General features: G+C 61.4%; 19 protein-coding genes and 1 other RNA gene. 10 read left to right on the top strand and 10 right to left on the bottom strand.

Annotated elements, in window-relative coordinates:
• Positions 1 to 2: 2 nt before the first annotated feature.
• The 5 genes from MHM88_RS13040 to MHM88_RS13020 form a co-directional block, all read right to left on the bottom strand.
• Entirely contained in the window at positions 3 to 1,604 is a 1,602-nt protein-coding gene (locus MHM88_RS13040) for an ABC transporter ATP-binding protein (protein ID WP_239365767.1), read from the bottom strand.
• 58 nt (positions 1,605 to 1,662) lie between these two features.
• Positions 1,663 to 2,769 (bottom strand): ABC transporter permease, encoded by a 1,107-nt coding sequence (locus MHM88_RS13035; RefSeq protein ID WP_239365764.1) that lies wholly within the window; start codon positions 2,767 to 2,769, stop codon positions 1,663 to 1,665.
• A 4-nt stretch (positions 2,770 to 2,773) separates the two neighbouring features.
• Positions 2,774 to 3,862: a microcin C ABC transporter permease YejB gene (locus MHM88_RS13030; RefSeq protein WP_239322504.1), complete on the bottom strand. Its 1,089-nt coding sequence runs from the start codon at positions 3,860 to 3,862 to the stop codon at positions 2,774 to 2,776.
• A gap of 7 nt (positions 3,863 to 3,869) precedes the next feature.
• Positions 3,870 to 5,810: an extracellular solute-binding protein gene (locus MHM88_RS13025; protein ID WP_239365761.1), complete on the bottom strand. Its 1,941-nt coding sequence runs from the start codon at positions 5,808 to 5,810 to the stop codon at positions 3,870 to 3,872.
• Between the two features lie 340 nt (positions 5,811 to 6,150).
• A complete protein-coding gene (locus MHM88_RS13020) occupies positions 6,151 to 6,651 on the bottom strand; it encodes a cytochrome c family protein (protein WP_239365756.1) in 501 nt (166 codons plus the stop codon).
• 120 nt (positions 6,652 to 6,771) lie between these two features.
• Between MHM88_RS13020 and MHM88_RS13015 the strand changes: the two genes are divergently transcribed.
• A complete protein-coding gene (locus tag MHM88_RS13015) occupies positions 6,772 to 7,602 on the top strand; it encodes a prephenate dehydratase (protein ID WP_239322501.1) in 831 nt (276 codons plus the stop codon).
• 62 nt (positions 7,603 to 7,664) lie between these two features.
• Here the strand turns inward: MHM88_RS13015 and MHM88_RS13010 are convergent, their stop codons facing one another.
• The 3 genes from MHM88_RS13010 to nudC form a co-directional block, all read right to left on the bottom strand.
• Positions 7,665 to 9,731 (bottom strand): bifunctional diguanylate cyclase/phosphodiesterase, encoded by a 2,067-nt coding sequence (locus MHM88_RS13010; protein WP_239322500.1) that lies wholly within the window; start codon positions 9,729 to 9,731, stop codon positions 7,665 to 7,667.
• Between the two features lie 320 nt (positions 9,732 to 10,051).
• Positions 10,052 to 10,519 carry an SRPBCC family protein gene (locus MHM88_RS13005; RefSeq protein WP_239365754.1) on the bottom strand — a complete coding sequence of 156 codons (468 nt, stop codon included), beginning with the start codon at positions 10,517 to 10,519 and terminating at the stop codon, positions 10,052 to 10,054.
• An 82-nt stretch (positions 10,520 to 10,601) separates the two neighbouring features.
• Positions 10,602 to 11,621: an NAD(+) diphosphatase gene (gene nudC, locus MHM88_RS13000; protein WP_239366029.1), complete on the bottom strand. Its 1,020-nt coding sequence runs from the start codon at positions 11,619 to 11,621 to the stop codon at positions 10,602 to 10,604.
• A gap of 279 nt (positions 11,622 to 11,900) precedes the next feature.
• Here nudC and MHM88_RS12995 point away from each other — a divergent pair, with 279 nt between their 5' ends.
• Complete coding sequence (locus tag MHM88_RS12995) at positions 11,901 to 13,790, top strand: 5'-nucleotidase C-terminal domain-containing protein (protein WP_239365752.1); 1,890 nt, start codon at positions 11,901 to 11,903, stop codon at positions 13,788 to 13,790.
• Between the two features lie 71 nt (positions 13,791 to 13,861).
• An RNA gene (gene ffs / locus MHM88_RS12990) (signal recognition particle sRNA small type) lies at positions 13,862 to 13,960 on the top strand.
• Positions 13,961 to 14,028: 68 nt separating this feature from the next.
• On the opposite strand, the gene MHM88_RS12985 is transcribed toward ffs, so the two are convergent.
• Entirely contained in the window at positions 14,029 to 14,574 is a 546-nt protein-coding gene (locus tag MHM88_RS12985) for a protein-tyrosine phosphatase family protein (RefSeq protein WP_239365750.1), read from the bottom strand.
• Between the two features lie 221 nt (positions 14,575 to 14,795).
• Here MHM88_RS12985 and MHM88_RS12980 point away from each other — a divergent pair, with 221 nt between their 5' ends.
• The 5 genes from MHM88_RS12980 to MHM88_RS12965 all read left to right on the top strand — a co-directional run bounded on the left by MHM88_RS12980 (position 14,796) and on the right by MHM88_RS12965 (position 18,861).
• The gene (locus MHM88_RS12980) at positions 14,796 to 16,622 is read left to right on the top strand and encodes a DNA polymerase III subunit gamma/tau (protein WP_239365748.1); all 1,827 of its coding nucleotides are present in this window, start codon (positions 14,796 to 14,798) and stop codon (positions 16,620 to 16,622) included.
• Positions 16,623 to 16,823: 201 nt separating this feature from the next.
• Complete coding sequence (locus MHM88_RS12975) at positions 16,824 to 17,168, top strand: YbaB/EbfC family nucleoid-associated protein (RefSeq protein WP_239322495.1); 345 nt, start codon at positions 16,824 to 16,826, stop codon at positions 17,166 to 17,168.
• A 143-nt stretch (positions 17,169 to 17,311) separates the two neighbouring features.
• On the top strand, positions 17,312 to 17,911 hold the full coding sequence (recR, locus tag MHM88_RS12970; RefSeq protein ID WP_239365746.1) for a recombination mediator RecR: 600 nt from the start codon (positions 17,312 to 17,314) through the stop codon (positions 17,909 to 17,911).
• A 229-nt stretch (positions 17,912 to 18,140) separates the two neighbouring features.
• Positions 18,141 to 18,446, top strand: coding sequence for an isocitrate lyase/phosphoenolpyruvate mutase family protein (locus MHM88_RS23125; protein ID WP_370687485.1), 306 nt, complete (start codon positions 18,141 to 18,143; stop codon positions 18,444 to 18,446).
• Positions 18,370 to 18,861 carry an isocitrate lyase/phosphoenolpyruvate mutase family protein gene (locus MHM88_RS12965; RefSeq protein ID WP_255734627.1) on the top strand — a complete coding sequence of 164 codons (492 nt, stop codon included), beginning with the start codon at positions 18,370 to 18,372 and terminating at the stop codon, positions 18,859 to 18,861. Before MHM88_RS23125 ends, MHM88_RS12965 begins: the two co-directional genes overlap by 77 nt.
• A 150-nt stretch (positions 18,862 to 19,011) precedes the next feature.
• Here the strand turns inward: MHM88_RS12965 and ltaE are convergent, their stop codons facing one another.
• The gene (ltaE, locus tag MHM88_RS12960) at positions 19,012 to 20,061 is read right to left on the bottom strand and encodes a low-specificity L-threonine aldolase (protein ID WP_239365741.1); all 1,050 of its coding nucleotides are present in this window, start codon (positions 20,059 to 20,061) and stop codon (positions 19,012 to 19,014) included.
• Between the two features lie 350 nt (positions 20,062 to 20,411).
• Between ltaE and rfbC the strand changes: the two genes are divergently transcribed.
• Complete coding sequence (gene rfbC, locus MHM88_RS12955; RefSeq protein ID WP_239365739.1) at positions 20,412 to 20,960, top strand: dTDP-4-dehydrorhamnose 3,5-epimerase; 549 nt, start codon at positions 20,412 to 20,414, stop codon at positions 20,958 to 20,960.
• 4 nt (positions 20,961 to 20,964) lie between these two features.
• Positions 20,965 to 22,086: an acyltransferase gene (locus MHM88_RS12950; RefSeq protein WP_239365737.1), complete on the top strand. Its 1,122-nt coding sequence runs from the start codon at positions 20,965 to 20,967 to the stop codon at positions 22,084 to 22,086.
• Positions 22,087 to 22,137 lie beyond the last annotated feature (51 nt).

The following is a 22,137-nucleotide window of genomic DNA, read 5'->3' as shown; positions in this document are numbered from 1 at the left end:
GCCTACGGGTGACCGTCCAATGTGACGGCGGAGAGTAGATGTCGCGTGTAGTCCTGTTTCGGCTTGGTAAACACCTCATCCGCGGCGCCATGTTCGACGATGTCGCCCGCCTTCATCACCAGGATCTCATGCGACATGGCGCGTACGACATTGAGATCGTGGCTGATGAAGAGATAGGCCAGCCCGTAGCGGGCCTGTAGGTCGCGCAGCAGGTCAACGATCTGCACTTGAACCGTCATATCAAGCGCCGATGTGGGCTCGTCCAGCACCACCAGTTTCGGGCGCAGTACCATGGCGCGGGCAATCGCTATACGCTGGCGTTGTCCGCCGGAAAACTCATGCGGGTAGCGATCCATGGCGGCGGGGTCGAGGCCGACCTCCTCCATCACCTCCGCCACCAGTTCGCGTGGTTTGCGGTGCTGGTCGACCTCGTGGATGGCCAGGCCTTCGGCGATGATCTGCTGACAGGTCATCCGCGGTGACAGCGATCCAAAGGGATCCTGAAACACGATCTGCATGTCCTTGCGCAGGCGGCGCAACTCGCGCGTGGACCATTTGCGCAGATCCTGACCCTGAAAACGCACTTCGCCCTCGGAGGCGATCAGACGCATGATCGCCAGCGCCATCGTGGTTTTGCCAGAACCGGATTCCCCGACAATGCCGAGGGTTTCCCCGGCGCGCACCGAAAGCGACATCGGGTTCACGGCCTTCACATGGCCAACCGTGCGTTTGAGCAGGCCGCGCTGGATCGGGAACCAGACCTTGAGGTCGGTTGCCGCGACAAGCTCCTCCGCATTCTCAGGGACCGGCCCCGGCCTGCCGGACGGCTCGGCGGCCAGCAGTTTCTGCGTATAGGGATGTTTAGGATCAGAAAACAGCTCTGCCGTGGGGCCTTCTTCGACGATCTCGCCGGATTTCATCACGCAGACCCGATCAGCGATGCGGCGCACGATCGACAGATCATGAGTGATGAACAAAAGCCCCATGCCTTCGCTTGATTTCAGATCCGCCAGAAGGTCGAGAATCTGCGCCTGAATGGTCACATCAAGCGCCGTGGTGGGCTCGTCCGCAATCAGCACGTCTGGCTTATTGGCAAGCGCCATCGCGATCATCACCCGCTGACGTTGCCCACCCGAGAGCTGATGTGGGTAGGCACCAAGCCGGGTTTCGGCGTCGCGGATGCCGACCTTGTTCAACAGGTCCAGAATGCGCCCGCGCGCATCTTCGCCCATTACGCCCTGATGCAGGTCAAGCGCCTCGCCCAGCTGTTTTTCAATGCTGTGCAACGGGTTGAGCGAGGTCATCGGCTCTTGGAAGATGAAGGAAATATCATTGCCGCGCACCCGTCGCAGGGTGCGTTCATCTGCGCCGATCATTTCCTGCCCATCATAGGTGACGGAGCCGGAGACCTGTGCGCTGTCGCCCAGCAATTGAACCGTGGACAGTGCGGAAACCGATTTGCCAGACCCCGACTCGCCCACCAGAGCAACCGTTTCACCGCGCGACACCGTGAAGGACACGCCCTTCACCGCCTCGGTGAGCTGACCGTCTTGGCGAAAGGCAACGCGAAGGTCCTTGACCTGAAGAATGGGAGATTGCGTCATTGGTGCGACCCGCTCTGGCGAGAGGTCGCGCGTTTTTCAATCCTCATGTCTGCATGGCTCATGAAAAGGTCTTTCTCGGGTCAAACGCGTCCCGCACGCCTTCAAAGATGAAGACCAGAAGCGAGAGCATGATTGCAAAGGTAAAGAAGGCGGTGAAGGCAAGCCACGGCGCTTGCAGGTTCTGTTTGGCTTGCAGGGTCATCTCGCCCAGCGATGGCGCAGAAGACGGCAGGCCAAAGCCGAGGAAATCAAGGCTCGCCAAGGTGCCGATGGTGCCCGTCACGATGAACGGCAGCATGGTGAGTGTCGCCACCATGGCATTGGGCAGCATATGGCGGAACATGATGGTGACGTTGCCCACGCCAAGCGCCTTGGCCGCGCGCACATATTCGAGGTTGCGCGCCCGTAGAAACTCTGCGCGCACCACGCCCACAAGCGCCGTCCAGCTGAACAGGATCATCAAAAATACCAGGAGCCAGAAACTACGCCCCAGGATCGCAAACATGATGATGATGACATACAGCGATGGCGTTGCGGACCAGATCTCGATCACGCGCTGGAAGATCAAGTCGATCCAGCCGCCAAAGAACCCCTGCACAGCGCCCGCGACAATCCCGATCAGGCTTGCGGCGATCGTGACCACGAGGGTGAAGACGATCGAAAGCCGGAAGCCATAGATGACCCGCGCCAGCACGTCGCGTTTGGTATCATCGGTGCCCAACCAGTTCTGTCCGTTGGGCGGCAGCGGCGCGGCCCCGGAGCGATCCACTGGCGTGTCGAAGCTGTAGGGGATCGGCGGCCAGAGCGACCAGCCTTCGACAAAATCCTCTCCCGCATAGGTGCCCGCGTCAATCTCGGCAATGATGCCATCCGGATCGTCGAAACAATCCAGACTGCCGCCGGACGCGATCAGGCATTTCACTTCCGGGTCGCGATAGACGGCCTCGGTCTGGAAATCACCTCCAAAGGCGGTCTCCGGATAGAAGTTCCAGATCGGAGTAAAATACTCGCCGCGATAGTTCACCAGGATCGGTTTGTCGTTGGCCAGCACATCCGCAAACAGCGACAGGCCAAACAGAACCAAAAAGATCCTGAGCGACCAGAGGGCCCGGCGGTTGCGCTTGAAGTTGTTCCAGCGACGTTGGTTCAGCGGAGACAGTGCCATCGGATCACCCCTCCCGCTTTTCAAAATCGATGCGCGGATCGACCAGCACATACATGATGTCAGACAAGATCCCCACCACTAGGCCCATCAGCCCGAAGATGAAAAGCGTTCCAAAAACAATAGGGTAATCGCGTGCCACTGCGGCCTCAAACCCGAGCCGCCCCAGACCGTCCAGCGAGAAGATCGTCTCGATGATCAGGCTGCCGGTGAAGAAGATCGAGATAAACACGCCCGGAAACCCTGCGATCACGATCAGCATCGCATTGCGGAACACATGCCCGTACAGCACCCGGTTCTCCGTGAGCCCCTTGGCCCGCGCGGTCATCACATACTGTTTCTTGATCTCATCCAGAAAGGAGTTCTTGGTCAGCAGGGTCAGCGTCGCAAAGGCCGAAATGGTCGAGGCCACCACCGGCAAGGTGATGTGCCAGAAATAATCGCCGATTTTGCCCAGAAGGCTCAGCTCTTCCCAATTCTCGGATGTGAGACCCCGCAGCGGGAAAATCTGCCAGTATGAGCCCCCGGCCAAGAGCACCAGCAACAGGATCGCAAACAAGAAGCCCGGGATTGCATAGGCCGCGATGATCACGCCACTGGTCCAACTGTCAAAGCTGCTGCCATCGCGCAGCGCTTTCTTCACCCCAAGCGGGATCGAGATCATATAGGCGATCAGAGTTGACCACAGGCCAAGCGAGATTGACACCGGCATTTTCTCCAGCACCAGATCGATCACGCCTATGTTGCGGAAGTAGCTCTCGCCAAAATCGAGCCGCATATAGTTCCACATCATGTTGAGGAACCGCTCCAGCGGCGGTTTGTCAAAGCCGAACTCCCGCTCCAGCTCTTCGATGAACTCGGGCGGCAGACCGCGCGCGCCGGCATACTGGCTCTCGGCTTGGCCCACGGTTTCAGCGCCGCCATCGTTTGTGGCACCGGCAAAGCCGCCAAAGACGTCGCCGCCGCCCTCAAGACGGGCGATCATCTGTTCGACCGGCCCACCGGGAACAAATTGCACCAGCGCGAAATTCACCACCATGATCCCGATCAGGGTCGGGATCACCAGCAAGAGGCGCCGTAGAATATAGTTGAGCATCGGGGATTTACCTCAGCGCGCCTGCATCGCGCAGCGCCTTGGCCTTGTCCTCGTTATACCACCAGAAGTCCAGATACCCGAGGCTGTAGGGAGGGATTTCCGCCGGGTGTTCGTATTGGTCGTAATAGGCCGCCCAATGGTTCGGGTTGTACCACAGCGGGATCATGATGAACTCATGCCGCAAGGCGCGGTCGAGCGCGGTCATGATTGCAACTTCTTCCTCGCGGGTTTCTGCCCGCAGAGATTTTGCGATGATCTCATCCACCAGCGGCGACGCCAGCCCGGCCGGGTTGAACAGCGAATAGGCCGATGCCTCGGACCCGAACCGCTGCTCCAACCCAGTCCCGGTGCCAAGGAAGGTCGTGTAGCGGTCGACAACCAGATCGTAGTCCCGATCCCGCTCGCGGCTGGTGTATTGCGCGGTATCGACAACCTCGAAATTGACGGCGACGCCAAGGTTATCAAGGTTGTCGACAAAATTCTCCATCACCCCGCGTGTTGTGGGCGAAGAGGAGGAGGAGAACAGGAAATCGAGTTCGAACGGCGCGCCATCAGGAGTAACCCGCTTGCCGTCGCTGCCCACGACATAGCCCGCCTCCTCCAGAAGCGCAGCCGCCTTGCGTGCATTCCGGCGATCAAACAATCGGGCCGGATCAGATGTAGCCGGGACATAGACCTCTTCGTTCAGCATCTCTGGCGGCACCAGATCACCGAGGCTTTCCAGGAACTCCCGCTCCGCTCCTTCGGGGGTGCCCGTCGCCATCAGGGGCGAGTTCTGGGTGAAGGACGCCCGACGTTCGAACAAGCCGTAGAGCAGGCTTTCATTGGACCACTCAAAATTGAACGCCAATGCCAGCGCCTCGCGGACACGGCGGTCCTGAAGCTTGGGGGATGCCAGATTGAACACAATACCGGAGGCCGCGGGCGGTGCACCATTGGGCAGTTCTTCGAGCTTTACCGCGCCGCTATCAACCTTGGGGAAGTCATAGCCGCTGGCCCATTTCTTGCTGTCACCCTCGGCACGGAATGTGTACTCGCCCGCCTTGAACGCCTCAAAGGCGGCGGTGTCATCGGCAAAGATCTCAACCCGCAGCGCATCAAAGTTATGCCGCCCCTGATTAACGGGCAGGTCCTTGCCCCAGTAATCGGGATTGCGTTTCAGGACGATGCGGCGCGACAGATCAATTTGGTCGATCACATAGGGGCCAGAGCCCGGAGGCCCCTCGATCCAGTTCTCGTTGAGTTTCTGACCGGTCTCTTCGAACCATTTCTTCGACCAGGCAGGCACCCCGCCCACCTGTTCGACTAGGCTGCGGCGGGACACGCCGTCGGCAAAATAGAATTTGATGGTGTGGTCATCGATGACTTCGACCTTGGGGATCAGCTTGCGCACAAAATCGGCATAGGACTGCAACCCCTGGTCCAGCAGCAGATTGTGGCTGAACGCGATGTCATGCGCCGTAACCGGAGTGCCATCAGAGAACCGTGCTTCGGGCCGCATATGGAAAATGACCCAGCTCTTGTCTTCCGGATATTCCACGGTTTTGCACAGCAGGCAGTAGGACTGGCCATATTTGTCCGCAGGCGCGGCATCCGCAAGCAGGCTTTCGTAGGGGTAGACGGAAAAGGCATGTGCGCGCCCCTTGCCGGAATAGGGGTTCATACTGTCCAGCGTGCCGATGAAGGGCACGGACAACTCCCCTCCCTTGGGCGCATCCGGGTTCACGTAATCGAAGTGCTCGAAATCAGCTGGGTAGTCCAAATTCCCATAGAAGGAATATCCGTGGCTGGTGGTCACATTGCCGTCCTCTGCGCCCTGCGCTGCGAGAACCGAGGCCAGCAGAGCGGCGGAGGACAACAGCATGGCGCTGGCAAAGGATCTGGGCCTGGATACGATGGGGGAAATTGCAGCCACCTTTGCCATCACACGCGCGCGTCTGTTCGTCATCTGCCTAAACCCTTCTTATCCGACACAATCCCGAACCGCCGCGCATCTGTCGGGCGGTCACCGGTGTCTTTTTCTGCTGCCTTCGAAGCTAAATGTCGGAGCCTGTTGTTTTCAAGCCGAGATTGCCGCCTCGCGCCGAATTGACAACCGATCCCCGCCGATCCGGGGGGCCGGAGCGCCCCACGCCGGGCAAAAGTACAAAATCAGGGCGCTGGATGCTGGATGCTGGATGATCGCAGGACAGCACCACATATGCCAAAGGGCCGCAGCGCAGGCTGCGGCCCTTTGTGAATGGTTCGGGAATGATCGGGGGACTGGGCCGATCAGTGGGCTGAGCCGATCAGTTGCCGAGACTTTCCAGATAGGCAATCAGGTCCACGCGGTCGCCGACCTTCTTCAGGCCCGCAAACGACATGGTGGTGCCGGAGGCATAGGCAGAGGGTTTGGTGAGGAATTCGTTCAACTCCTCCGGTGTCCACGCGCCTTCGATCGCAGCCAGCGCGCCGGAGTAGCCGAAGCCACCCACCGACGCGATCTCACGACCAACCACGCCATCGAGATGGGGGCCGGTTGCATCGGTCCCATCAACCTTGTGGCAGGCGGTACACTTGCGGAAGACCTTGGCGCCTTTGTCCACGTCGGCCTCGGCCATCAACGTGGCAAAATCCACCTCGGGCTCATCGCTTGCGCCACCGGCGTCGGCCACTTCGATGACATAGGACGCTTCGCCGTGTGCATCGACATGGTAAAGTTCCTCAGCAACCCATTTGCCCAGAAGGAAAACAAGGAACGCACCGCAGAAACCTGCGGTCGCTTTGGTGAGTGTCATCGTGTCAAACATGATAGCGAGTCCATTTCAGCTGTCTTGCAGGCTGTCTAAGGCTTCCCCTATCAACTGGCAAGGTATAGACACCGCGACTAAACGACCATTTCCCCAAGTTTTTGCAAAGATGACGCAGCTATGACCCAAAAAATCGCAATCCAGGGCGAACTCGGCTCCTACAGCCATGAGGCGTGCCGCAACAAGCGCCCCGACATGGAGGTGCTGCCCTGCCGCGGTTTTGAGGATGCGATCGAGGCGGTCCGGTCCGGCGCAGCGGAGCTTGCGATGCTGCCGGTGGAGAACACGACCTATGGGCGGGTGGCCGATATTCACCGGCTGCTGCCCCATTCCGGGCTGAAGATCATCGACGAGGCCTTTGTCCGGGTGCATATCAACCTGCTGGCGGTGCCGGGCGCGACGCTTGCAGATGTGAAAGAGGCCCATTCGCATCTGGTGCTACTGCCGCAATGCGCCAGCTTCCTGCGCACGCATGACATCCGGGGCCGCGTCAGCCCCGACAATGCCCGCGCTGCGCGCGAAGTCGCCGAACGCGGCGACATCACGCACGCGGCCCTGGCCTCGGAACTGGCAGGCGAGATCTACGGGCTGAACACGCTGGCGCGCCACATCGAGGATCAGGGCAACAACACCACCCGCTTCCTGACCATGGCACGCGAACCGGATCTGAGCCGACGCGGCGACAACGGCATGATCACCAGCTTTGTCTTTCAGGTGCGCAACATCCCCGCCGCGCTTTACAAGGCGATGGGGGGCTTTGCCACCAATGGCGTCAACATGACCAAGCTGGAAAGCTACATGGTCAACGGCTCTTTCACCGCGACACAATTCTATGCGGATATCGACGGCCACCCGGAAGATGACAATGTGCGTCTCGCGATGGATGAACTGGCCTATTTCACCACCAACGTCGAGATTCTCGGCGTATACCCTGCGGATCGCAAGCGCTGAGCACTGGCGCTGGCCAGCCGGGGCACCGCATCGCACTGTAGCGATGCCCCCCGATGGCCGGGTCAGGCCACGCTTGTGGCGCCGCTCTCCCCGTCGGCCTCGTCTGCGCACGCGATCAGACGCATGTTGTCCCGGTTCATCGGCATGCCGAAATAATACCCCTGGACCGACGCGCAGCTTTCACCGCGCAGGAATCGCAGCTCGTCCTCCACTTCGACCCCCTCGGCCAGCACGGGAATGTCCAGCGCCGCACCCAGCAGCAGCGTCGAACGGACGATGGCGGCGCGTTGCGCATCCTTATGCACATCGCGCACGAAACTCCGGTCGATCTTGATCTTGTCGAAGGGAAAGGCCTGAAGCGTGGCAAGCGAGGAATAGCCGGTGCCAAAATCATCCATCGCAATGCGAATCCCGACCGACTTGAGCTTGTGCATCACCTTCAGCGTATGCGCCTGATCGTCGATAATACTGGCTTCGGTGATTTCCAGTTCCAGCCGGTCCGGTGAAAGTCCTGTCGCCATCAGGATATCCATGACATCCTCGACAAAGGACGGCTGGACCAGCTGCTGCGGCGCAACATTGACGGCAACGCTATAGGGGCGGTCCCATCCGGCAGCCTCGCGGCAGGCCTCCCGCAGCACCCATTGCCCGATTTCGCGAATGAGCCCCGTTTCCTCGGCCACCGGGATAAACTCGACCGGGGACACGCGGCCCCGCGTCGGGTGGTTCCAGCGCAGCAGGACCTCGAACCCCACCGGCGCCAGCGTATCAAGCGCATTTTGCAACTGATAGACCAGTTCGAACTCGTCACGCTGAAGCGCCAGGCGCAAGTCATGTACCATCTGCGTCCTGTCGCGGCTGCGACGGTCCATCTCCTCGTTGAACAGGCAAATCGACGCGTCCGGTTCCGATTTCGCGCGGTACATCGCCACGTCTGACTTGTGCAGCAGTTCCGACGGATCGCGCCCATCCTCCAGCGTGGTTGCGACACCGATGGCGGCGCCGACACGCAGAGACACTTCTTCGAGGTCAATGGGTTCGACAATCGCTGCGTGCAACCGCTCGGCAAAGCTCAGCACTTCCTCGATACGGCGAAACCCCTCCTTGATGGCGACAAACTCGTCGCCGCCGACGCGGGTGACATATTCATCCTCTCCCTGCTGCGAGATCAGACGCAGGGCCACGCGTGTCAGCACCGCATCGCCGACGGCATGGCCATAGACATCATTCACCTCCTTGAAGAGGTTGAGGTCCACGGTCAGGACCGCGACGCGGGTTGTTTCGTTCTCCTGCAGGCGGAGCTTCAGCGCATCCAGCCTGCGGGTCAGCCACATGCGATTGGGCATGCCGGTCAGCGGATCATGCTGCGCCGCATGATCGAGCTGGGTCCGAGTCTCCCCCTCCAGATTGACCTCGATACTGGCCGAGGCGATGGCAATCAGCAGGATGATGGCAGTCACCGCAAAGATCAGCATCGCCATCGCCGTGTCGGAAATCGTCTGTGGCGGCACCACGACCGCAGAGTCCAGCCGGACATCGATCGCGCTCATGCCGGTAAAATGCATCAGACAGATCGCCAGCACCATGACCAGCGCCGGCCACGCGCGGCCGCCAAGACCACCGCTACGACGTGCGATCAGGCCATAACTCAGCGCTCCGAGGCCCGCGCCGATGCCGACGGACGCGGTCACTGTCCCGATGTGCCAGATAATGTTTCCCGGCAGCAAATAGGCACTCATCCCGGTGTAGTGCATCGCAGATACCGTCATGCCAAAGATCGCCCCGGCCATGATCGGTGCGGAGGCCCCCCGGGCAAAGGCAAGCCCGGCGTTGGCGGCAAACGCGCCAAGCACGCCGACCACCAGCGACACCCCCGTCATCACAGGCTCGTATCCGTGATCGTAGCCGGGTTCATAGGCCAGCATGGCAATGAAATGCGTGGACCAGATCGTGGCGCCGGTGATCAGCCCCGCCAGCGGCAACTGCACAAGCCGTCGCTTGCCCCGCCATTCGGTCAGCCGAGCGGACATATGCGTGGAAAGCACGGACCCGACAACGCAGATCAGGGCTGCAACGGCGACAAGACCATAGTTGTGTTCCTGCGTGATGCAGTCCAACAAGCGATACATTGAACAATCCTTGGCTCAGATAGGTCGTGAGCCCACCCTCGCACAGGATTGTTAACAAGTGAGGCTGATGACCCGCGCAAGTCTTTGAAAAAATAGATATAAGTCTAATAATTTTATGGAAACTTGACTATTGTCGAGGCGCGCGCCCCCCCCTCGACACTCCTGAATACCGCAGATCAGCGCAGCCTCTGCATACCCAAACAGAGATCGGGCCCGTGCGTCCCAACAGGATCAGCTTGGACTGTTTCCGGCAATGCGACAGAGCAGATAGCACCCGGTTTTGCGAATCCGCGATCAAGCCAAGCGTTCAGGCCAAGCGCTCAGGCCGACTGTGCCAACCGTTCTTCGGTGGTTTTGGCGAACTCGGCCACGCGCTGGCGGAACTTCCGGTTCAGCTTGTTGCGGGCGAGTTTCAGAGACTGGATCAGCAAACGTGCCGCAAGTGTCTTGGGTGTCAGATCAACCCGCACGGTCATCCGCGTGCGGCGCGGCGACAGGGCCAACAGTTCCACCCGCATGGTCCCGCTCATGCCATTCCCCTTGGCCAGCACGGCAATCGCATTTGGCCTGTCGTGTTCCTGCAGAGAAACCGTCATCTGGCGCTGGCTGCCGCGAAACACAAAGGCCACCTCCCAGGCAAGCCCGGGCGCAGGGGCGGCCACCTCACCGATGCGCTGAACCTCGGCCCCACGCCGGATGGCGGATCGCTCGAACGCCTCGAAATCTGTAATGGCAGCAAAGGCCTGCTCGATCGAGCAATCGATGTCTTCCTTGGTTTCGAAATGCATGCTGCGCCTGCTCCGTCACAGTTTACTCATCACATCCGCGCTGCGGGCGGATCGCCGTCGAGGTCACAATAGATCATGTCCGTTACCCGAGTGTATCCGCAACCCAGTTTTCCAAGAGAAAACCGGCAATCGCCCCCTTGCGCGGTTTCTGCACCTTCGGGTGCTGCCCCGAGATCATATCCATGACCTCTTGCCGGGTCAGCCAAAGCGCATCTTCGATTTCGCTGGGGTCAATCACGATGTCGCTGCTCAGCGCCTCACCGTGGCAGCCCAACATCAGGGACATCGGAAAGGCCCAGGGCTGACTGGCCAGGTAGCTGACCGGACCAACCTCGATGCCGGATTCCTCCAACACCTCGCGGCGCACGGCGGCCTCAAGCGTCTCTCCGGGTTCAACAAAGCCTGCCAGCAGAGAATACATGCCGTCTGGCCAGCCCGGAGACCGCCCCAGCAACACGCGATCCCCACGTGTAATCAGCATGATGACCACCGGATCGGTACGCGGGAAATGCGGTGCACCGCACTCCGGGCATCGCCGCTGCCAGCCAGCCTGCTCGATCCGGCTCGGCGCACCGCAGCAGGCACAGAAACCATGGGTGGCGTGCCAGCCCAGCAGCGCCTTTGCGGTCGCGGCCAGCTCCGCCTCCCGCGGGGTCAGCTGCGTCATCACCGCGCGCAATTCCGCAAAGACATGGTTCCGCGGCAACTCCGGATGATGCTGGAGACTGGGATCAAGGAATGTGCCAAGGGTGGTCGCTTCGATTTCGTCCGGTGACCAGTCCTGCAGATCGACGGCGAAATATCCCGCGTCTGGGCCCTCCGCTTCCCCGACCGCATCGCAGCTTGACGCGTCGGCGCCCCCCAGAAACAGCGCGGTCTCGCGACGAGAGGCCACCAGCGGATGGCTGGTAGACACAAGCGCCAGTCCTTCGGGGGCGGAGTCCGGCGTATTCTGCAGGCAAAGTGGCTTGCCCTGCCACAGCAGAAGCACCCGACTTGCGGGTGCGGACCACAGGCGTTCCAGCACATGAGCATCACCGCGGACATGCGCCGCGCGATCCAGCCCACTGCCACCAAATGTGACCTGTTCCGCCCGTTTCATCATCGTCCTGCCCCGTTGTTGAGTATCCGCCTGCGCCCTGTTCGGCAGGGGATGACCGACTTTGAACCATCGGTATGCAGACAGGCGATGCCGCATTCCCGACGGCGACTCAAGCAAAAATGCCACGGTTCACATTTTCTCGCAAAAAGCTGAACTGGAGGGTTCCGCCTGTTGCACAAGCCTGTTTTTCTCGGCGTTAACGAATTCGCACCCCCCTGCGGACACACCGGTCGAGCAGCCGGAGCAGCGGGGGAAGCGATGGGCGAAGAACGGCACGTGATGACAGGTTCAGACAAAGGCATGGATGCAATGCACCATGCCAGCCATGGCACGGATCAGGTGGCAGGCCGGTTGCGGGTACTGGCCACAACCGACGTGCACAGCAACCTGCTCAGCCATGATTATTACGCGGATTCGTCCAACCCGGCCTTTGGCCTGAGCCGCACCGCAAGCCTGATTGCCCGTGCCCGCAGCGAAACCGACGCGATGGGCGGCGCCACACTGTTGCTGGACAATGGCGACTGGTTGCAAGGCACCCCCCTGGCGGAGACCGCCGCCGGGCAGGCAGGCATCGTTCCTCCGGCAATTCTTGCCTTTGCCGAATTGCGATATGATGCGGTGGGACTGGGCAATCACGAGTTCAACTTCGGCCTTGATGCGCTGTCACATGCGCTGGATGCCCTCCCCTGCCCGGCTCTGTGCTCCAACCTGCGCGCGCTGGATCCATCGTTGGAGTTGCCAATTAAGCGCAGCCTGGTGCTGACCTGCCAGATTGCCGGCGCCGATCAGCCTCCGGTGCGCGTCGGCCTGTTTTCGGTTCTGCCGCCTCAAACAATGATGTGGGACGCAGATCACCTCGCGGGGCGGGTCGAGATCGAAGACATGGTGGACTGCGCGCGTCATTGCATCAGCGATCTGCGCGCCGCAGGTGCAGATGTGGTCATCGCGCTGGCTCACACCGGGCTGGGCGCGGCCGAAGCCAGCCCCGGGATGGAGAATGCGCTGCGCCCGATCAGCGCCCTGCCCGGGCTCGACGCGGCGGTGGGGGGGCATACGCATCTGTTACTGCCCGCTCCGCAAGGCCCGCAAGAGGCTCTTGACGTGCCGGTGGTCATGCCCGGCTTCGGGGGCTCGCATCTCGGGGTGATCGATCTGGATCTGGTGCAGGAAAACGAAGGCTGGAAAATCGTTCGCTCCCACTGTGAACTCCGTGCGGTGGGCACCCGCACGTCGCAGGGCGTGCACCCCCTCGCCCCGGAGGACCCCGGCCTGGTCGACGTCCTTGCTCCGGCCCACGCTCACACCCGCGCTGAAATGGCCAAGCCGGTCGGCTGTGCATCGGATGCGCAGCATTCCTATTTCACATTTTTCGGACAGGATCGGGCATTGGCGCTGACCGCTGCGGCGCAGGCTGCCGCAATCCGTCCGGTGCTGGCGGAATCCGCCTTTTGCGACCTGCCCCTGTTGTCGGCTGTGGCCCCGGCCAAATTCGGCGGTCGTGCAGGACCCGACAACTACACCGATGTGCCCGCCGGTCCGATGTCCCGGCGCCACGTCGCGGATCTCTATATCTACCCCAACGAATTGCGATGCTGCATCGTTACTGGACGCCAGGTGCGGGACTGGTTGGAGATGTCCGCCGGGTTCTTCAGCCAGCTGACCCCAGCGGCACCGGCGATGCCGCTGGTGGATCCGGATCGCGCCGGTCATAATTTCGATGTGCTGTTTGGCCTCGAATACGAAATCGATCCCACCGCCCCCGCATGGTTTGACGCTGCCGGACGGCGGCGCCACGACGGGCCGGGGCGTATCCGCAATCTGCGCTGGCAGGGCACCCCCCTGTGCGACACACAGCGGTTCGCGGTCGGACTGAACAGTTACCGCAGCAGCGGCGGCGGCAATTTTCACATGCTGGACGGAGCCGCGTCGCTCCCTCTGGCGCGACAGCTGGTGCGAGAGGCCGTGACCGCCTATGTGACCGGCCTCCTGCCCGAAGACCCCCTGTCCGCCGCCCCGTACCCCTGGCGTTTTGCCTCTGGCCTTGGAGTCGAAGCGGTCGCCTTGACCGGCCCCGGCGCACGGGCCAGGCTGCATGAGCTGCCACCCCAGGTCGCCCAGACAGCACGCATGCTGAACAGCGGTTTTCTCGCGCTGACACTGTCGCTCTGATCCCTTCCTGAGGGGCAGGAAACCCGCGCCTGCGGGTTGTCATCCCTTCGTCACTTGCCTATATCGGGATTCGAGAGGTTGGCGCGGGCAAGCGCCTCGCCAACCTGGTCAGGTCCGGAAGGAAGCAGCCACAACGAGCCCCGCTTGGGTCGATGTCCAACCTCTCACTTTGCATTGCCCCGCCATCGGCGGGGTTTTGCGTTTCTGCCGTCTGCCGAACTGGCTCACAGATCGCAGCTTAGCCGGACGCTGGCGGCGCTGTGCGGCGCGGGCCGTAGGCCCAAGCGATCTGGGCGTCGGTCTCGATCGCGCAGGGGCGCACCAAACGCAGACGATGGAGCGCGGCGTCGGGCCGTTCCCCGCTTTCGATCATCAAGCGCAAGGCCACCATGCCTGACCGTCCGCAGCCGCCCCGGCAATGCACCAGCACGCGTCCGCCACCGGACAGAGCCTGCCGACACAGCCCGCTGATGTCCGTCCAACGCTCCTGCTGATCCGTTGTAGGCGTCTGGTAGTCCTCGATCGGCAGATGAAACCAACGACTGCCGAGGCCCTGAATATCACAGCCCAGCGTTTCGGTTCCGAGAATGACCTGCTCCACCCTTGTGGTGAGCGTCACCACGATCGAGGCCCGCCACTCTCGTATCAAACGCAGGTCTCCGGGGTAGTCCCCGCCAGCGCCGGGCGCCTGACTGAGCGCCAGGATACCCTCACCAATGGACAGGGCGTGAAGAGACAGGGTTTGCGCAGCCTCTTGCGGCTGCAAATCGGAAACACTCACCATTTACCTTCCCCCGGAAGCGGCGCGCTTGTCCGCGCGCAACAGGCGTTGCTGCATCATAGACTCGGCAACCGACGGATCGGTAGCCTTTTTTGCAGAGTCTCCCTCGTCCTGCGCCGCAACAGTGGTGGACGAAGCCGCCAACCGACCTTAGTTTGCACAAGACCATTGGCGCGGGCTGCGAATCCGGCGATGCGCCCCAGAAGACCACCCGAAAGGCCCTCATGAGCGAGCACAGCCCCGAGACCTCCAGCGCACCGCAAGGCGGACAATATCAGGTTCTGGCACGCAAGTACCGGCCCGAGACCTTTGCCGATCTGGTCGGGCAGGACGCGATGGTGCGCACGCTGAAGAACGCCTTTGCCGCGGATCGCATTGCGCAGGCCTTCATTATGACGGGTATTCGCGGCACCGGCAAAACCACCACCGCGCGGATCATCGCCAAGGGCATGAACTGCATCGGGGAAGACGGTCAGGGCGGCCCGACCACGGAGCCCTGCGGCAAATGCGAACATTGTAAAAGGATATCGGAAGGCCAGTTCATTGATGTCTTAGAAATGGACGCAGCGACGAATACCGGTGTGGATCATATGCGAGAGATATTGCATATGGCAAATACTGCGCCACAGAGTGCTCGTTACAAGATTTTCATTATTGACGAAGTTCACATGCTGTCGTCATCGTCTTTCAACGCTCTTCTCAAGACTCTTGAGGAACCCCGCCACTTCACAAAGTTCATCTTGGCGACCACCGAAATCCGCAAGGTGCCGGTGACGGTATTGTCGCGCTGTCAGCGGTTTGACCTGCGCCGGATCGAGCCGGAGGTGATGATCGATCTGCTGCGCCGGATCGCCACCAATGAAAAGGCTGAGATCGCCGAAGATGCGCTGGCGCTGATTACCCGCGCGGCGGAAGGATCCGCTCGGGATGCGACCTCGCTGCTGGATCAGGCGATCAGTCATGGTGCGGGGGAGACCACAGCGGATCAGGTGCGCGCGATGCTCGGTCTTGCGGACCGGGGCCGGGTGCTGGATCTGATGGATATGATCCTGCGCGGCGATGCGGCGGCGGCCCTGACGGAACTGTCCGGTCAATATGCCGAGGGCGCTGACCCGATGGCGGTGCTGCGCGATCTGGCCGAGATCACCCATTGGGTGTCGGTGGTAAAGATCACCCCCGATGCGGCAGAAGATCCGACCATCAGCCCGGATGAGCGCGCCCGTGGACAGGATATGGCCAGCCGCCTGCCGATGCGGGTGCTGACGCGCATGTGGCAGATGCTGCTCAAGGCGCTCGAGGAAGTCGCCGCCGCCCCAAATGCGATGATGGCGGCAGAGATGGCTGTCATCCGCCTGACCCATGTGGCCGATCTGCCCTCGCCCGAGGAACTGGTGCGCAAACTGCAGGACACACCCCCGCCGCCACACCCAGGTGGTCCGGGTGGGGGACACCCCATGCAAGGCATGGGGTCGCCTGCGGCGGGCGGGGGAGGCGGGGCTCCGGCTTACGCCTCCGCCCCGCCGCAGGGCGCCCCCGGCGGTGGCCCCAATGGTGGGCACACCATGTCGACAGGTGGCGGGCACGTGGCAGCACTTGCGCCGCGAGTGGACAGCGCCTTGGCGCGCTATCCGAGTTTTGAACATGTGATCGAACTGATCCGCAAACACCGCGATGTGAAGCTGCTGGTCGAGGTCGAGGGCGGCGTGCGGCTGGTGTCGTATCAACCGGGCCGCATCACGTTCACCCCGACCGCAAATGCACCGCAGGACCTCGCTGCCCGCATCGGTACTGCCTTGCAAAACTGGACCGGAAGCCGCTGGGTCGTCTCCATCGCGCCAGATGGTGATGCGCCAACGATTGCGGAATTGCGTGACGCTGCCGAAAACGCCCTGCGTGCAGAAGCCTCTGCGCACCCCCTGGTGCAGGCGGTGCTCCAGAATTTCCCCAAGGCGAAGATCACCAAAATCCGCACGCAGGAAGAACTGGCCGCTGAAGTTCAGGCCGAGGCCCTGCCAGAGGTCGAGGACGAGTGGGATCCGTTTGAGGAATAAACCCTGTCCTGGATAGGCTTCTGCGAGCCCATCAATGACCGGCCTCACCCCAGACGCTTATCAGCAACGGTTTTGCACCCGTATCGGGTGAATAGCGCCCTGTGGGCATGTTCACGGCGGATCCAATCCTGCTTTGCCCTTGCCTGCACGAGGGCGCGCACGTATCTAACAGGATAAACCTGACATCAGGAGTGATAGGATATGTTCAAAGGCCTAGGTGGCCTCGGCGATATGGCCGGGATGATGAAAAAAGCCCAGGAAATGCAGTCCAAGATGGGCGAGATGCAGGAAGAGCTGCACAACATCATGGTCGTGGGCGAAGCGGGTGCAGGTCTGGTCAAGGCCACCGCCAGCGCCAAGGGTGATCTGAAGTCGCTCGACATCGATCCGTCGATCTTTAACGGCGACGACAAGGAAGTGGTCGAGGACCTGATCCTTGCCGCCGTGAAAGACGCGCAAGCCAAAGCGGCGGAACGCGCGCAGGAAGAGATGACCAGGCTGACCGAAGGCCTCGGCCTGCCCAAGGACATGAAACTGCCGTTCTGAGGCAGGTGACATGCGGAGATCAGGCGGCCCAAGGGTCGCCTTTTTTCATGTCGTCGCGGTGGCGCGCGCAGAATGGGCAGGCAGGGCTTGCACTTCTGGGTGCGATGCGGCCTAGTTGAACAGAAGCAGAACAGGACGGCACCATGACGGCGCAGGACAACAGTGATATCGAGGCATTGATCGCATTGATGGCCAAGCTGCCGGGGCTTGGCCCGCGCTCCGCGCGCCGGGCTGTACTGCACCTGATCCGCAAGCGTGCGCTGGTTCTGACCCCCTTGGCCGACGCCATGGGTCGCGTGGCAGAGACCGCGCGCGAATGCCTGAACTGCGGCAATGTCGGCACCAGCGACATCTGTGCGCTCTGCGCGGATGAGACACGCGCCAATGGCGAACTCTGTGTGGTCGAGGATGTGGCGGACCTCTGGGCGATGGAGCGCGCGGGCGTGTTCAAGGGCCGCTATCACGTTCTGGGCGGCACGCTGTCCGCACTGGATGCCGTGGGGCCAGAAGATCTGCGCATTCCGCGACTTGTGGACCGTGTGGCGACGGAAGGCGTGAACGAGGTGATCCTCGCGCTCAATGCCACCATCGACGGGCAGACCACCGCGCATTACATCGCCGATCAGCTTGAGGGTCGCGTCAAGCTAACATCGCTGGCGCAGGGCGTGCCGATCGGGGGCGAGTTGGACTATCTCGACGATGGCACGATCTCTGCAGCCCTTCGGGCGCGCAAAGAGATTTAACCCTCTCAAACGTACATTTGAGGAGCCGCGCGCGCCTGCCGGGCGTGGGACGCACGACACTCCAAAACCTTGAATACACGCCCGTTCTCCGGCGGCGCGGTTTTCTTCCTGTGCTATCCAACGGGCTGATCCTGTGGACGCTTGCTCTCGCATGGGAATGCGCTGCGCAGCAGAACAAAGAAAGGAAACCGCCATGTCGTAAGCTGAGAAAGCCATCCGTTTCGCGGAGTTGCACAGGCAGGGCGATCCGCTTTTGCTCTACAACAGCTGGGATACAGCCGTTGCCAAGGTGCTCGCCGAAGAAGGCGTGCCAGCGGTTGCAACCGGAAGTTGGGCGATGGCCGCAGCACATGGGTATGAGGATGGCGAATCCATCACGCTGGATTTCGTACTGCGAATTGTCGAGCGTATCTGCGCCACTGTTTCAGTTCCTGTCTCTGTGGATTTCGAAGGCGGCTATGCCTCCCCCCCCTGCCGCGCTTGCCGAAAACACCCGCAAAATCATCCGCGCCGGGGCCGTGGGGATCAATTTTGAGGACCGAGTGCTCAATGGCGCGGGGCTGCATGCGATAGCCACCCAGGCGGAGCGGATCAGGACCATCAGAGCTGTCGCTGACGAGGAGGGCGTGCCGCTCTTTATCAACGCCCGCACCGATCTCTTTTTCGGCACCGCCCCCGCGACACACCCGGGCAAGATCCCGGACGCCCTCCAACGTCAGGCTGCTTATGCAGAGGCCGGGGCCAACTGCTTTTTTGTACCGGGGCTGACAGCGCCCGATCTGATCGCGCAAATCGTCGAAAGCGCCACCGATCCTGTGAACCTTATGATGATCGGAGATCTGCGCGTGATCAATGCAGCCACCGCACTTGGAGCATCCAGGCTGAGTTACGGTGCTGGACCATTTCTTCAGGCGCGCGCGGATCTCAAAAAAGCCCACGCGAACCTATAGGTCCTGAGATCTCGCTGGCGGCAGTAACACGTCGCTCAGCGTCAGGCGTGACCCGCCGCGCCTTTGGCGCGGCGCCGGGCCCAACGCCGAGCAAAGCAGCTATTGCTGCTTGGATCGGGGGCGGGAGGGCCCCCCGCCTCGTACTAAACCTTAGTTATAATAGGATTTGAGCGCGGCAAGGGTCGCATCAAACCCCTCGCTGGTGACGTCCTTGTGCAGCACCATGCGGATGGCACCGGTGCCTCCGGCAGAGAGGACCACACCCGCTTTGGCCAGGGCCACGCCCAGCGCCGCGTTGTCACCTTCGGCGGGGGTGAAGAAGACCATGTTGGTATTGTGATCGACGGCACCTGCCCCCAATGCGCGCAGGGTTTCAGCGAGCGCGGCTGCCCTTGCATGATCCTCAGCAAGCCGGGTCACATTGTGATCCAGCGCATAAAGCCCCGCCGCTGCCAGTACACCGGCCTGACGCATGCCGCCGCCCACCATTTTGCGTAAACGGCGCGCCCGCGTGATCAGATCCTTCGGCCCCACCAGTACAGAACCGACAGGTGCCCCGAGCCCTTTGGACAGGCAGATGGAAACACTGTCAAAGCGTTTGGCAATCTCAGCCAGATCACACCCCAGTTCTGTCACCGCGTTAAACACCCGTGCTCCATCCAGATGCACCGACAATCCCGCCTCGCGGGCCGGGGCGATACAGGCATCAAGGCGTGCGAGCGACACTGCCTTGCCGTTATGAGTGTTTTCCAATGACAACAGCCGCGACATCGGATGGTGCGAGTCATCTTCTTTAACCGCAGCGGCGATATCAGCAGGTTCCAACCCGCCATCCGCAGAGACCTTCAGCGGATCAAGAATAATCCCACCCAACGCCGAGGCACCGCCTGCCTCATATTTGTACACGTGATAATCGCGCCCGGAGATCACCTCCTCACCGCGCCCGCAATGGGCCAGCATGGCGACGAGGTTGCTTTGGGTTCCCGTCGGCAAGAACAAGGCCGCATCCTTGCCCGCCCGTTCCGCCAGGCTCTGCTCCAAACGGTTGAGCGTTGGATCTTCTCCGTAGACGTCATCGCCAACCTCTGCCTCCGCCATGGCCGCACGCATGCCGGCATCGGGACGGGTGACCGTATCGCTGCGCAGATCGCATGTCGCGCCGCCCCCGGACAAACCGGAAATTTGGGTATACTGGCTCATTATCATCGTCCTTTGTTCTGTGACCACCGCGCCGATACTGCGCCGATCCCGCGCCCGCAGCATAGTGGTACACGGACGTGCCACGGCGCAATGATCGGCAGTGTTCTCGATACAATCAAAGCCGCGTGACAGGGGGCGCGCGCGGAGTGTGCATCTGCTGCAATGCCCTGACCGGCATGTTGAGGGGTCTTATCACCTCTCTTGAGAGACCCAACAATTCTGATACAACTCAAATCACCCTGCCGCAGACGCACCGTGCGCACGAAAAATGGCCCCGCCCTCGTTGCAACCGGTATCCGCCTCAATGTCGCAGCACAAGAACGCCCAAAGCCAAAGAGCGAGATCACTGGATGCAGATTGAAGACACGGCCCTCCCGGGCGTGAAGATTATCACCCCGCAGCGCTTTGGCGATGCCCGCGGGTTCTTTTCCGAGAGCTGGAACCGCAAGCGGATGGAAGCGCATGGGATCGATCTGAACTTCGTGCAGGACAATCACTCCATGTCGGCCGAGGTCGGCACCATTCGCGGCCTGCATTTTCAGGCCCCGCCCCATGCCCAGGACAAACTGGTACGCTGCGGTCAGGGCGCGTTGTTTGATGTAGTGGTCGACATCCGCAAGGGCTCTCCCACCTACGGAGACTGGGTCGGGGTTGAGCTGACGGCGGAGAACGGGCGACAGATGCTGGTGCCCAAAGGATTCCTGCACGGGTTTATCACCCGCGCGCCGATGACCGAGATCATCTATAAATGCACCGACTACTACGCGCCCGAATGTGACGGTGCCGTGCGCTGGGACAGCTGCGGCATCGACTGGGGGTTTTCCGGCCAGCCGATCCTGTCTGAGAAGGACACAGCCGCACCGGCGCTGGCAGAGTTCCAAACCCCCTTCACCTTCTGATCCCATGCAAGCCCTGACCGCGTCCCAAGCCCATCGCGCCTATCTGGAGCGGACCCGCTTTGGGGCGCTCGACGGCTTGCGGGCGCTGGCGATCCTGGCGGTTCTGATCCATCACAGCGCATTGGCGCAGGACAGTGGACCTTGGTCCCGGGGGTTTCTCGGGGTAGACCTGTTTTTTGTGATCTCCGGTTTCTTGATTACCACATTGCTCCTTCGGGAGCGGGATCGGGACGGGACGATTTCGCTGCGCGGGTTCTTCTGGCGACGCGCCCTGCGCATCCTGCCGCTTTACTATCTGGTGGTGACGCTCGCCGGATCCTATTTCCTGTTCTGGCGCGGCCATGCCGAAACGCTCCAGCTCTGGCCCGCCTATTATCTGTTTTTCGCCAATTTTCTCACCGATCACATTCCAACGCTCTATCCCACCTGGTCCCTGTCGATGGAGGAGCAGTTCTATCTGATCTGGCCCCTGGCGATGATCTGCCTTCCGCAACGTCTCTGGGGCTGGGCCCTCGGCCTCGGTGTGCTTGTGAATGTTGTCGCGGTGACCGGAGCACTGGAGATCTTTGGCATCCGTGCGTTTTCCTGGGGGCCCCTGCACGTGCATCTTCCGGATGCCACCTACGCACCGCTTCTGATGGGCGCGGGTTTGGCTCTGATGCTGCATCAGCCACGCGGGTTCGCGATGCTGTGGCGCTTGTTCTGCGCGCCCGTCGCTGCGCTGCTTTGCCTGCTGATGCTGTTATTGCTACTGTTTGGCCTCTTGCCACAGGTCCTGGCCGGTTGGCCCTATTTTCTGGTGCATCTAGCCATGACCACTTGGCTCGCAACCCTGGTCCTGCACGAAGAAGGCTGGCTTCATCCATTGCTTCGTTTGCGCCCGCTGGCCCGCATCGGAACCGTAAGCTACGGCATCTATCTGCTGCACCTCATGGTGCTACATGTAGTGACGATCGGAGCCGGCGTTCTGGACCTGGCACAGGACAGCATCGCTTTCATCCTGCTGTATTGGGGCGGCACGCTGGCGCTTGCGGAGGTGAGCTTTCGCTACTACGAAAGCCACTTCTTCCGATTGCGCAACAAACCCTTTGGACGCGTTGCAGCGCGGGGTCGATCCAGGCCATAAGACACAAAGCCCCGGTCACGTGGCTGGCCGAGCATGAAACAGCATCACGAG

The sequence above is a fragment of the Epibacterium sp. MM17-32 genome (assembly GCF_022348205.1).
Classification (GTDB): domain Bacteria; phylum Pseudomonadota; class Alphaproteobacteria; order Rhodobacterales; family Rhodobacteraceae; genus Epibacterium.
Note: the sequence above shows the minus strand (reverse complement) of the source record. Positions and strands in the feature narration are given on the sequence as shown.